We start from the raw sequence: 13,221 nt of genomic DNA, 5'->3' as shown, positions 1-13,221 counted from the left end.
ACTAAGCGCCTCAAACTTGGCAAATAAACGGAGTTGTTACGCTTGGCGCGCTGTTATCATCCAAACGGATTATCGATGCTGTTACTTGGCTCCGTGAACCAACGAGGGCCGCTGTCGGTCATGTAAAAATGATCTTCTAAGCGGATCCCAAATTCGTCAGGTATCACCAGCATCGGTTCGTTACTAAAGCACATGCCTGTGGCTAGCGGTGTTTTATTCCCGCCCACTAAGTATGGCCATTCATGAATATCCAAACCGATTCCGTGGCCTGTGCGATGCGGGCAGCCCGGTGTTTGATATTCAGGGCCTAAACCTTGTGAGGCTAAATAGTCACGAGCGGCGCCATCGACAGCTTCGCAAGGCACACCAATTTGGGCTGCATCGAAGGCGGCGATTTGTGCCGCTTTTTCCATATCCCAAAACTGCCGTTGCCGAGTTGTGGGTTCACCAAAAACGTATGTGCGGGTAATATCGGATAGATAATCGTGCACTCTACAGCCGGTATCTATTAACACCATATCGCCCTTCTTTAGCACTTGTGCATCTTTAACGCCGTGTGGAAAAGAGGTGGCAACGCCAAATAAAACGATACAAAAATAGTTACCTGGCGCACCCACTTTTTGGTGTGCCTGCTTTATAAACGCTTCTACTTCAGTGGTGCTGATACCCTCGTAAAGCATGCTTGCCGTTGCTTGATGCACTGCCAGTGTCATGTTCATTGCGCCCTGCATTAATGCAATTTCGTTATCGGATTTATGCATTCTGCAGTGAGCGGTCACTTCCTTCGCGTTGACAAGTTTCAAGCCGGTTTGCGCTTTATTTATCCCGTCGAATATAAAAAACTGCGCGCTTTCGTCAATGCCGATAGTTGCCGTGTCGCTAATCGCTAATTGATTTAATATTGTGACAAATAAGGCGTAAGGGCTTTCGTGTTCCTGCCAACCGTGGATTGGTCCTTCAATCACTTTAAAGCCGTTTAATGTGCCAATCTCAAAATAAGGTGCGATATATTGCACATCACCCGTGGCGGGTAATATCGCGCCAACCATACGCTCACTTGCATACCATTTCATGCCTGTGAAATAGGTGAGGTTGCTGCCGGCGTTAAGATAAATCGCGTCGATATTGTTTGCGTGCATATATGCTTGGGCTTTAGCAATACGCGCTAGGTGCTCTTCAGTTTTAATTGGTTTAAGCGCAGTTGTCATATCGCTGAGTGTTCCAAGCGCCTGCTCTGGTGTTTGTGTGCCGATACCAATAGTTGTCATTTTTTCTCCTTTGAGTGATTTTTAATGAGATTGCGTCAGCTAGATCCGCTTTTTAGTTGTGCTTATCGTTATCTCGGCACTGCTCATCAGCAAACTCTAATTCGATAGTGGTGTGAGCAAATTCAAATGTAGCTAGTTCTTCTTGAAGCTGAAGTTTGAGGTTTTTTATTTGCGCTACGCTCACCTCTGCGTTTAATACGAGGTGTGCGGTCATGACGCTGTTTTCGCCATCAAGTGACCAAATGTGAAAGTGATGTAGGTCGCTCACTTCGGGTTTTGTTACAAGCACGTTTCTCACTTCTTCAACCTGCTTCTCGTCAGGCGTGGCCTGCAAAAACAGTAGGATAGTTTCTTTCAAATTGCGCCCAACATTAAATAGGATAAACAGCGTAAAACCAATAGATAAGATAGGATCCAATATAGGCCACGGTTTAAACATTAGGACGATTGAAACAATTAGAACAGCTACCCATCCGAGCACATCTTCAATTAAATGCCAGTTGAGAACACGCTCATTTAGTGAGTCGCCATCACTTAATTTATAGGCTGCAAAGCCGTTTACTGCAATGCCAAAAATGGACAGTAGCAACATCCCTTCAGCCTGCGGCATTTCTGGCGCTGTTAGCCTTGGTATAGCTTCAAGTAAGATCCAAACGGAGCCAATTGTGAGGACGATGCCATTAATTAACGCACCCAATAAGGAAAAGCGTTTAAAGCCATAGGAAAAAGTGTTGTTTGCCTCTTTATCGCTGAGTTTATTAAGTACCCAAGCCGTGCCTATGGACAAACTGTCCCCTAAATCATGCACGGCATCAGCCATAATGGCGGTGCTGTTAGTTAGCCATCCACCAATAAATTCGATGATTGTGAAAATGACGTTGAGAAAAAATGCCCAGCCGATCCGTTTAGAGGCACTTTCGCCGCTTCCGTGATGATGGTGGTGGTGATTGTGACTGTGCATACTTGATTCTCTGTGCGGCTGATATAGAGTTGAATTTATCATTCAAGATTAACAGATAAGGCCTTTCTAACAAGGCTAAGGCGCTCGCAAAAACAAGTTCTTTCGATCTCGCCTCAGCAAACGCTTACTAACGTTTATCCGAAGGATACTTAGTTCGGTTATTCTACTTTTACAAAACCGTCCCAACTTTTCATATAGGTCAGAAACTTCTCACTTAGGCCTTCTTTCACTAAATGCGCTTCGGATACTGGAAGTTCTGCAGGCGTAAAGTCAGGGTTAGCAATGACTAGCTTGGGGAAGTCGTGATGTAAAATAGCAGAGCGACCAATGGTGACAAAATCAACGCCGGTGTCTAAAACTGCCTGCACTTCAGCGCCTGTCGTTATTTTTCCAGCCACTGTCAGTTTTACATTTTTGTAGTCTATGTCGGTAAAGTGCTGCAGCAAGCTTTTGTCTTGGAAAGCCTTATCTTCGGGTTGTTTAAAAACGTCCCAAAGTGAAATATCTAAAAAGTCGATATCGTGCTCATTAATTAACTGTTCGCAAACGGTTTTTACTTCGTCTAGCTGCATACCAAATCGTTCTGGAGACAAGCGCACACCTAATAAAAAGTCGGGGCCGCAAGTGCTTCGGATGCCATCGACGATTTCAAAAAGCAAGCGTGAACGGTTTTCTAAACTGCCACCGTATTGGTCATCGCGTTTATTGATCTCGGCGCTTAGAAACTGGGTCAAGATATAGCCGTGAGCGCCATGCACTTCCACGCCATTGTAGCCACTTTTTTGTGAACGCACCGCAGCTGCAATGAAATCATCGCGCAGTTGCTGAACTTCCTGCAGAGACAAGCCGCGTGCATTTTGTTTTTCAACATCCGATGCAGAAACAGGCTGTTGTCCAATTTGATCTTCTGGAGAACGCAAACCAGCATGATGCAATTGTAAAATAGCTAAACTATTGTTCGCTTTAATCGCGCTCGCTAAACGTGTGTGACCTTCAGTATGTGCATCATCATAAATACCCAATTGGCCAGGAAAGCCTTTGCCAACAAACTGGACGTGTGAAGCGCAGGTCATGGTTAAGCCAAAGCCACCTTCTGCTCGCATGGTTAACCAATGAAACTCTTCATCAGAGAGTTTGCCGTCAGCATGGCTTTGGGTATTGGTTAATGGAGCAAGCATAAATCGATTAGGCATACTCATACCATTTTTAAATGTCACAGGGGAATTCATTTTTTGCATAGAGTTATTTTCTTTTGTTTAATGTTAATACGTAAATTGACGAATTTGATACTTACAGCGTGTCTTTCAGAAGATTCAGCATGTCGTCTACCGAAAGCTTCGTGGCTGCCTCGTTACCTGACAGTAGCTTATCCGCCAAATCACGTTTATGTTGGTGTAAGGCGACAATCTTTTCCTCTATCGTATTTTGGGTAATTAATCGATAAATGGTCACTGGGCGTTTTTGTCCCATGCGATGGGCGCGATCAGAGGCTTGTTCTTCTACGGCAGGATTCCACCAAGGATCCATATGTATTACATAGTCTGCAGCAGTCAGGTTTAAACCTGAACCACCGGCTTTTAAGCTGATTAAAAATATATCGCCTTCGCCGGCCTGAAATGCATTAACGCGTTTTTGTCGCTCTTTTTGTGGCGTCGAACCATCTAAATACTGGTAGCTAAACCCTTTGGCTTCTAAGTGCTGTTTTATTATCTTTAAGTGTCCCACAAACTGACTAAAAATGAGAGCTTTGTGATTGTTCAGTGTTAACTCGTCTAGTAATTCGTTGAGAGCAGCTAGTTTAGCGCTTGAAATGTCGGTTTCTGCCATAACGAGTTTAGGGTGGCAGCAGGCTTGGCGCAGTTTCACTAACTCGGCAAGCATTCGTATGCGCTGCTCACCCGCATTCACCTGTTGGCCTGCTTGGCTAATATTGTCTATGGCATTTAGTCGTAGGGCCTCATAAAAGTCACGCTCTTTCTGGCTCATTTCTACTTGAATAGTAATGTCTGTGCGTGACGGCAATTCAGTTAACACTTGGTTTTTCATTCGGCGCAAAATAAAAGGTTGGATTAAGGCTTTTAGCCCTTGGCTCGCTTTTCGTGCCGCTAGCTTATCTTCTTTAGCGTTTTCAATGGGCGTTGAGAATCGTTGACCGAAGCGCTTCAAGTTGCCAAGCAAGCCGGGATTAATGAAACGGAATAAGCTCCAAAGTTCAGTCAAATCATTTTCAATAGGCGTGCCGGTGGTGATCATTTTGAAGTCACCCTTCAATGCAATCGCGGCTTTAGTGCGCTTGGTTAATGGGTTTTTTAGCGCTTGGGCTTCGTCGGCAACAATGCTGTGCCAGCGCACTTCTTTGAGTATGTCAGTTTCCCGCTGCAATAGGCCGTAACTGATAATCACGCAGTCGAAGGGCTTTAAATCGTTTAATAGCTCGATGCGTTGCAAGGTGCTAGGCGCATCAGCAAATAGCTTTATGTTCAGTGTAGGCGCAAACTTTAATGCCTCTTGCTGCCAGTTGAAGCAAACTGATGTTGGGGCAATGACCAAACTTGGACCTTGGCTCGCTCTAGTCAATAGAACAGCGAGGGCTTGCAAGGTTTTGCCCAAACCCATGTCGTCTGCTAAACAGGCACCTGCGCCCCAATGCGCTAAACGTGATGCCCAGTCGAAACCTGCTATTTGGTATTCCCGTAACTGCGCTTGAAAGGTGGACGGAATTTTTGGCTCAATGGTATTTGCTTGATGCATTTTTTGAGTTTGCTCGTCCCACGCATGGATAGTTTTCATGCGCATACCGGTTGTTGCTTCCTCCATTTGCAAGCTAGCAAGCGGGTGAAACTTACCGTCATCGGTAAGTTGGTTAATTTGCTCGAGTTTGTGGCGTAAATCGTCAGATAGCGCAAGTATTTGGTCAGCGCCCAGCTCAATAAAACGACCGTTGCTGGTTCTAACAAGTTCCAGTAATTTACGCAATTCAATCACTTGTTCGTTATTAACTTGCAGATTGCCGGTAATATCAAACCACTCACTTTTTTTACCAACCGCGAGCTGCAGGTGCTCGCTGTCTAACTTTTTCGTTAGGCTAATCTTTTTGCCTTTGGGCCAGCGCAAAAGTAAGTCAAAGTCTGTCTGGGCAATGGCCGCTTCTAGCTGCTCAAGAGCTGCAAGGGCCGTTTGTAAGTCGTCTAACAACAATACGTTGTCGGGCATATCCAAAAAAGCGGGGCAAGCTTGGTCGAGTTGGTCCAGCAGTGTTTCTTCACGCAATAAGTCGCGCTGAGTGGCAATTCGTTTGCCCTTAATGTCGGTGCTTAAGCTGGCGTTACCAGTGCCGGGTTTATACATAGGACCATTTTCACCAAACGGCATCACCACGCAGGTAAATGCTAGGCCGCTTTGCGTCGGCTGGATATTCACGACCAAATTACGATCACATTCATGTGTTTCTAGGCCAGTATCGAGCTCAGCAATATCAGATTGAATATTTAAAAAAGGCGCAATGGCGGAGATACCCTCTAGCGCTTTTTGTTTTGCACTAATGGGAATGAGTAGACCACCTTCTCCAATAATTTTAGCCACCTTAATATGATCAGGTGAAAACACGGTGAGTTGATACTGATCATCAGAAATGGGTTTTAGCTTGTATGTGCTGTGCGCTCTATGATCATCAAATTGTTCTTCGAATTCATCGTCGATATCGTCCGATAAATCGGCAATGCTCAAACACAGTTGATCGCCTTGCTGACTAACTAGCAATTCAGGTTCACGCTTTATTAGCTCAATAGGGTGCTCAAGAATGTCAGCTTTATATAAATTTTCAATCCCAACTGCCGCATTTAAGGCTGGCAATCCCTGCAGCGAATATTCAACTTTTGAGTAGTATCCCCAACTTTGTTGTGCGGTAATAGTAGCGCAAATTTTCTTATCGCTTTCGCTTAGGTAATCAAACAGCTCGGTTTCTTCCTTCAGCCGCTTCAGCGATATTATTCGGCCTTTAGTCCAACCTGCTTTATTCAACTTTTGCTCTCGTGCTACCAAGCTGTTTCCATAATCCTGCACTAGCTCCCAAATTAAGCGAATGGGTTTGGCTTCTGCCTCAGGGGCTGGCGCTAACGCGGTTTCAGCGTTTGGATTAAGTGCAATTAACTTGTCGAGGGCTAAATCCCACTGAGATTTTGTTTTCACAAGGGCGGTAATATCCAGCAACTTTGGTTCAATACGTGGTTCTTTATTACTAAAACTCGCCGCTAACTGTTCGCACAATTGGGCGAATAAGGGATAGGCAAGTTGCTCAAAATTAGCCTGGTACTTTAACGCCAATTGGGCTAACGCGGGGTCTTTGCTTTGGTTACACCAAACTTGCGCCAGTAAATAATTGAAGTAACCGAGTTGGTGTCCAAGAAAGTCAATCTCGGCATCGGCACAGCTATACTTAACGTTAACGCTGTATTTTTCGCCAGTGGATAAGCTCTGAATAGGTTTCAAAACACTGCGGCCAACACTATAAAAATCGCTGTTCACTTTGCGATCACTCTCTTCAAATTCAACCTGCTGTATGGCTTTTGAAAAGTAACTAACATCATGCTGATTAGCTTCAACCATGAGCGCTAGTTTATAGAAATATCCGAGAACCTCATTCAAATACTGCTTCTTACGTTTAGTGATTTTGTTTTTTGCTATCAAGGCTTTTTCAAAATAGACGATGGCTTGCTGGTTATCGCCGGTTAAAAAGGAATATGCGCCTTGTAACTGCAATCCATAGCTGCTGTTATCCTCAGGATCTTGTAGGCGTTCAAAATCGTCAAAGCGCATTTGATATAAATATTGTTCTGCGAGTAAATGATGGCAGTGCGAATTGAATGATGGGCTTGTTTTATCGCTGTGTGCTGCGCAAACTTGCTCTAGCAATTGGATAGGGTAGTCGCAAGCTTCTCCCTGTATTTGAAAGGTTCGAATGAGTGTAGCGAACGCTTGATATTGCATCATCGCTGGAAGTTGTAAAAAAGTCCCCAAATTAAAGGGTAAAAATAAAATTTCTACCAAAATGCCATTTTTAACATGATCAATAATTTGAGAGTTTTTATTGAACGCCAATTCACTTTCAAATTGTTCTATTAGGCCCATATAAAAAAGGTCTCGAATAACCCTGCGTTTATCGACCGCTTTTTTCTGCCATATATGGCTATTAATTACCGGCACAACCTCTTCCGCAGTCATGATGATTTCAATGAGTTTTTCTTGTGCTGTGCAGGCAAATGAGGTTTGTAGTTGGTTAATTTCAGACGTTAATTTGTTAGCTAATAGTCGATTGACCTGTAAGCCATCTCTCGTCGATATTAAGAGAGAATGCTTAATCAAATGGTCTTTTTGCTCTGCGCTTAAACGCCGTTCTTTTTTTGTATTTAGGACGAAGCCTCTACTGTCTAATAAATCGACTATTTGGTCGAGTTTTATAATGCCAATCGGTTTGTAGATCACAGCTAAAACCAGTAGTAGGAATTGTTCAGATTCACTCAACCCAGAGAAAACTTTGTATAAAGATTCAATTTTTTGTTGGGTTTGTGGCTGAATTAAGGCAGCAAGATTCATTGTAGTGCGATTCTTAAAGTCGGAAAGATGTTGTTGCCCTGAAACTAACAAAAATATTGTGTGTAAACAATCATTCCTATACTCCACCCGTAAACTAAGCAAGCCAAGGGCTCAGAGCAAACCAAAAACCAAGGGGCCAGAGTACATGAAACAGATAAGTTTCATGTGCTATGGCCCCTTGGTTTTTGACCTCTTGGTTTTTGTGCCTATTCGTCCGGCATTGACTCCGGTGGAATTATGGCAAGCTTTGTAACGAAAAAAATTAAGTTAGAAGCGTTAAACCTGCAGTGATATTGCATAGCTTCATTATGCAGTCTATTGTTAGATTAGCAGAAGCAGGGTGGCGTATAAATAACGTTAATTTCAAACTGAAGTTTTCAACATTATTTGCAAGTTGTTATGTAAAGGTGCAACTGACATGGAGCTTATTATCGAATGCTGATTATTTTGAGCGCGTTGGTTGCGCTGTTAGTCATTTCCGTGAGTTTAGCAATATACCTGACGGTAGTTGCACGGAATAAAGCAAGACTAATACTAGATGACCGGAATAATGTAAGACACTTACTCAATAATCTACCGGGCATGGCTTATCAAGCTCATAACCTGCCAGACTGGCCGATAATTTTAGTGAGCGAAGGCTGTGAGGACCTCACTGGCTGGTCTCAAGACGCGTTTGAGTCGAGTGACGTGTTATGGGGAAAGTTAATTCACCCTGATGACTACGCACATGTATGTGAGGTCGTTGAACGAGCGCTAAGCAATAAGACGATTTTTGAACTTGAATATCGCATCATTACGAAAAACAAAGATGTTCGGCTTGTTTGGGAAAGAGGTGAAGCTGTTTTCTCTATGTTGCACAATAAATTGATTGTAGAAGGATTCATTACCGACATTACGACAGTTAAACTGGTGGAAAAAGAAGTTTTAAGTATTCACGCATTCTCTGATGCAATTGTCAGCTCAGTTTCAGAGGGCGTTGTCACTATTGATCACACCGGTTTGATCAAAAGCTTCAATAATGCTGCGCAAGCAATGTTTGGATATACCTTTGATGAGGTTAAAAACAAAAACATTAAATCACTTATGCCAAGCTCCTACGCAGATCATCATGACCAATATTTATCCAACTATTTACGCAATCACCAAGCGAATATCATTGGTGTTGGGCGAGAGCTTCAAGCGAAGCGCAAAGATGGAAGCGTGTTTGCCATTCACTTATCAATTAGTGAAATTCAATCCCATGAAAAGACGATGTTTGTTGGATTAATTAGAGACATTACTCTACAAAGAGCTGCAGCAGAGCAAGCACGAAAGCACATCGAACAAATGGCGCATGTTGAAAGGCTCAATTCTTTGGGGGAGATGGCGGCCGGTATTGCGCATGAAGTAAGTCAGCCTTTGACCGCGATATCCTTATTCTCTCAATCGGGTAAAAGTTTATGTAATAGCGGCAAGTTTGAACGGCTCCCTGAAATATTTGAAAAGGTAAGTCAGCATGCTCGGCGAGCAGGTGCAGTGCTTGAGCGCATGCAAGTTATGACTAAGCAAGGTGATAGGCAAAAAGAACTGGTTGATTGTAATGTATTGATTGACGATGTCGTTAAATTGGCAGAATCCGATGCTAAAATACGAAACATCAGTATTAAAACTAGCCGCTGTAAAAGCGGTACTCACGTGTTCGTTGATATTGTTCAAATGCAGCAAGTGATGCTTAATTTATTGCGTAATGGTATGGAAGCGATGGAAGTTTCCAAATTGAAGAACGGAAGTACTATAGAGCTAAGAGCCGATCTTATATCACAAACACCTCACCGCCCAAATCGCCAAACAGCAGTTAAAATCGCCGTTATTGACAGTGGCTGCGGCCTTTCTAATAAAATGACAGATAAGCTATTCACCGCATTTTCTTCAACTAAAGAAAACGGAATGGGTATTGGGTTGTCTATTTCAAAAAGTATTCTTCAGGAGCACGGTGGTCGTATTCACTATTCAAGTAATAGTCCCGCGGGAACGGTGTTCTTTTTTATATTGCCCGTAGTGGATTAGATGACCCACTGTTCACTTTCCTAACAAAGTTTGATGCACCATTATTTGCTACCTGCCCCAGTGAAATGTGGCTATCCCTAATTGCTGTTCAAAACTGGCGCTCCTATGATGGAAAAATCATAAGAGAATATTCAATATAACGACAACTATGCACCGAGGTATAAGGAGAAATAGCATGACTGAGCAACTCGTAAGCGATCACCAACATGTTAATATTGGTGAGCTTGAGGTTACCATTCGCCCGATTACGCCTGAGGATAAGGAAATCGAAGCCTCTTTTGTTCACAACCTCTCGCTACAAACAAAATATGAGCGCTTTTTTGAAGGAATAAAAGATTTATCACCGTCCATGGTAACTGTGTTGTGTAACATCGATTATATAAATACCATGGCATATATTGCTACAGTAGATAGTCCGGATGGCGAAAAAGAGGTGGGTGTTTGTCGCTACGCTGCCAGCGACAAGCCGGGTGAATGTGAAATGGCAATCACCGTTGCAGATGAATATCCATATGAAGAAATTGCGACTGTGTTGTTAAATGCGTTAGTAAAACATGCTAAAAGTAACAACGTTAAAAAACTTTTTTCGACCGACTTAAGCACCAATTACAGAATGCACAAGTTGGCTAAGCATTTTGGAATGACGGCAAAAATACATCCGGAGGATAGCGCTTTGACTACTTATACATTGCACCTATAGTCACTGATTTTTTTGTAACTACTCGGGGGCCCGGTTATTTATACTTACTGCGTTGTTATCAACGATTGGGTTTCCTGTGCGATAATAAGTTCTTCATTGGTTGGAATGATAAGTACTTTCACAAGCGAATCTGGGTGACTAATAACATGTTGGTGAGTTGTATTTGCGCCAGTGTCAAGGCTGACGCCTAGCCAGGTTAGACGGTCACAAATTTGTTGCCGTATTTGCGCTGAATTTTCACCGATACCCGCTGTGAAAACGATAGCGTCAATACCATTTATGGTACTCACCAACGACGATAACTCTTGAACGGCTTTATAGCAAAATAATTCAATAGCCTGCTTTGCGTGTGGATGACTGCTGTTTTGCAATACCTGCATATTGTTGCTAATGCCCGAAACACCGAGTAGTCCTGAATCGTTGTAAAGCATGTGTTCTATTTCTTCAATACTCATCTTATAGTGGCGCACAAGGTGGACAACAACACCCGGATCGAGGCTTCCGCAACGTTGGCCCATCATCAAGCCATCGAGTGCAGTAAATCCCATACTGGTGGCAACACTTTGTCTTTTTTTCATAGCACACATGCTGGCACCGTTACCCAGGTGAGCAACAATCACTCTGCCTTCAGCTAGCTCCCCTAAGTAACACGGTAAGCTATTGGCAATATATTGGTATGAAAGGCCGTGGAAACCATATCGGATTATACCTCTGTCATACCATTCTCGAGGAAGCGCAAAAAATCGAGCAAGCGGCTCTTGCGTATAATGATAACTGGTGTCAAAACAAGCTACTTGGGGTAATTTAGGCGCCCACTTGGACACGGCCGCAATGGCAGATAAGCTATGTGGCTGATGCAGTGGAGCTAATGGAACGAGTGCTTTTAGTTGTGAAATTATGCTGGTGGTCAGCAGGATCGGCTTCGCATAGTCACGCCCTCCGTGCACAACGCGATGCCCAACACACCTGATAGTGTATCCCTGATTTTCATGCTCAACCCAGCCAAGTAGCCACGATACAATATTTTCATGAGTTGTCGTTTCGTCAAACGTCATCATATTTTTTTGAGGCAATGGTCTGCCATCGACTCCATTGGCTAAAAACTGAGGGGTATGGCTAAGGTTAATAACTTTACCGCTCATTAATGCCGGTGATCTAACATTTGTGTGAGCGTAGATAGCAAATTTAATACTTGAAGAACCCGCGTTTAGGACCAGTATTGCATCGGTCATAACAGTATCTGCTTGGTATAGGTAGGAGGTTCATTTCCGCCATATTTATCAATAGGCAGTTGAATAGCGTGTTTTTCGATGGACCGATGGTGAACATAAAGTTGCGCTAATACACAAGAAGCGAGCCTTGACAATATGCCGTCGGAGCGGCTGGTTAATATGATAGGAACCGTTGCTCCTAAAACAATACCTGCTGATTCTGCACCGGCTAAATATATGAGCTGTTTTGCTAACATATTCGCGGCCTCAAGGTCGGGGGCAAGCAGTATATCTGCATCGCCCGCTACTTCAGATACAAGTTCTTTGCTTGCCGCAGAAGCTTTTGAAATGGCATTATCAAAAGCTAATGGGCCATCAAGAATACCACCAGTAATTTGCATTCGTTCTGCCATTTTACATAAGGCTGCAGCATCTATAGTGGAAAGCATTTTGGCATTAATCGTTTCTACCGCCGATAAAATGGCGACTTTAGGTGACGAGTTACCCAAGGTGTGAAGTAATTCAATTGCGTTTTGAACGATATCGCGTTTTGTTGTCAAATCGGGCGCAATATTAATGGCCGCATCGGTAATAAATAGTGCTTTGTGATAAGTGGGCACATCTAAGGCGAATATGTGGCTCATTCTTCGCTCAGTACGCAAGCCGTTCTTTGCATCTACAATAGGGCTCATCAGCTCGTCAGTATGCAATTTCCCTTTCATGATGGCATCTACGTGGTTCGCGCGAACTTCTTCAACTGCTGCTGCAGCCGCCGCATGACTGTGAGGGACGTTTATTATTTTGATGCCATCCAAGTTACACGAAGCTTTTTCAGCGGTAGCTATAATTTTTGCTTTTGGACCTATTAATATTGGCTCAATTATGCCTTTATCTTTTGCTTCTATGGCACCAAGCAAGGACACTTCGTCACAAGGGTGAACGACGGCTACCCTAATAGGATCGATGTTTTTAGTTTTTTCAATTAATTGTTGATAGTGCGCAGCATGCTCATGTAAATGTACTTCGGGTATTGCTGCTCGTGGACGGCGAATTTTGACGGTAGGGGCGATGACTTTGGCCTCGCCTTTGATAACGAGTTCACCGTCTTGATTAAAGCATTCGCAATCGAATACAAGCTGATTTTTGCTAGCGATTTTTTCTCTTACTGTTACTCGCACTAATACTTCGTCGCCAAGCTCAACCGGCAGGAAAAAGTTTAATGATTGCGTTAAATAGACAGTACCTGGGCCAGGCAACTGCGTGCCTAATACCGACGATATTAACGCACCACCCCACATGCTATGAGCGGGGTTTTCATCGCCTGAGATTACGGCGAATAATTCAATGTCTCTTGTGTTTAGTTCTCGGCTTAGTTCTGCTTTGTCGCCTACTGATATTTCATCAAAAGTCAGATTTTCTATATATTCCATGTCTGTCCTTCAC

Annotated in this window: 8 protein-coding genes; 2 read left to right on the top strand and 6 right to left on the bottom strand. The window is 43.4% G+C overall.

Annotation, left to right across the window (positions count from 1 at the left end; all coding sequences use genetic code 11):
* Positions 1-56: 56 nt before the first annotated feature.
* From GNIT_RS16195 to GNIT_RS16180, 4 genes are all read right to left on the bottom strand, one after another.
* Positions 57-1,268, bottom strand: coding sequence for a M24 family metallopeptidase (locus GNIT_RS16195; RefSeq protein ID WP_014110384.1), 1,212 nt, complete (start codon positions 1,266-1,268; stop codon positions 57-59).
* 52 nt (positions 1,269-1,320) lie between these two features.
* Complete coding sequence (locus tag GNIT_RS16190) at positions 1,321-2,229, bottom strand: cation diffusion facilitator family transporter (protein ID WP_014110383.1); 909 nt, start codon at positions 2,227-2,229, stop codon at positions 1,321-1,323.
* Between the two features lie 158 nt (positions 2,230-2,387).
* A complete protein-coding gene (locus GNIT_RS16185; RefSeq protein WP_014110382.1) occupies positions 2,388-3,467 on the bottom strand; it encodes an NADH:flavin oxidoreductase in 1,080 nt (359 codons plus the stop codon).
* Positions 3,468-3,519: 52 nt separating this feature from the next.
* Entirely contained in the window at positions 3,520-7,821 is a 4,302-nt protein-coding gene (locus tag GNIT_RS16180) for a DEAD/DEAH box helicase (protein ID WP_014110381.1), read from the bottom strand.
* Positions 7,822-8,256: 435 nt separating this feature from the next.
* On the opposite strand from GNIT_RS16180, the gene GNIT_RS16175 reads away from it, so the two are divergent.
* Both GNIT_RS16175 and GNIT_RS16170 read left to right on the top strand, forming a co-directional pair.
* Positions 8,257-9,867 carry a PAS domain-containing sensor histidine kinase gene (locus tag GNIT_RS16175; protein ID WP_014110380.1) on the top strand — a complete coding sequence of 537 codons (1,611 nt, stop codon included), beginning with the start codon at positions 8,257-8,259 and terminating at the stop codon, positions 9,865-9,867.
* A 175-nt stretch (positions 9,868-10,042) separates the two neighbouring features.
* The gene (locus tag GNIT_RS16170) at positions 10,043-10,567 is read left to right on the top strand and encodes a GNAT family N-acetyltransferase (RefSeq protein ID WP_014110379.1); all 525 of its coding nucleotides are present in this window, start codon (positions 10,043-10,045) and stop codon (positions 10,565-10,567) included.
* 44 nt (positions 10,568-10,611) lie between these two features.
* On the opposite strand, the gene GNIT_RS16165 is transcribed toward GNIT_RS16170, so the two are convergent.
* Positions 10,612-11,799 carry an acetate/propionate family kinase gene (locus GNIT_RS16165; protein WP_014110378.1) on the bottom strand — a complete coding sequence of 396 codons (1,188 nt, stop codon included), beginning with the start codon at positions 11,797-11,799 and terminating at the stop codon, positions 10,612-10,614.
* The gene (locus GNIT_RS16160) at positions 11,796-13,208 is read right to left on the bottom strand and encodes a bifunctional enoyl-CoA hydratase/phosphate acetyltransferase (RefSeq protein WP_014110377.1); all 1,413 of its coding nucleotides are present in this window, start codon (positions 13,206-13,208) and stop codon (positions 11,796-11,798) included. Before GNIT_RS16160 ends, GNIT_RS16165 begins: the two co-directional genes overlap by 4 nt.
* Positions 13,209-13,221 lie beyond the last annotated feature (13 nt).

Source organism: Glaciecola nitratireducens FR1064 (assembly GCF_000226565.1).
GTDB classification, from domain to species: domain Bacteria; phylum Pseudomonadota; class Gammaproteobacteria; order Enterobacterales; family Alteromonadaceae; genus Glaciecola; species Glaciecola nitratireducens.
This window is presented reverse-complemented; position numbering and strand designations above follow the sequence as displayed.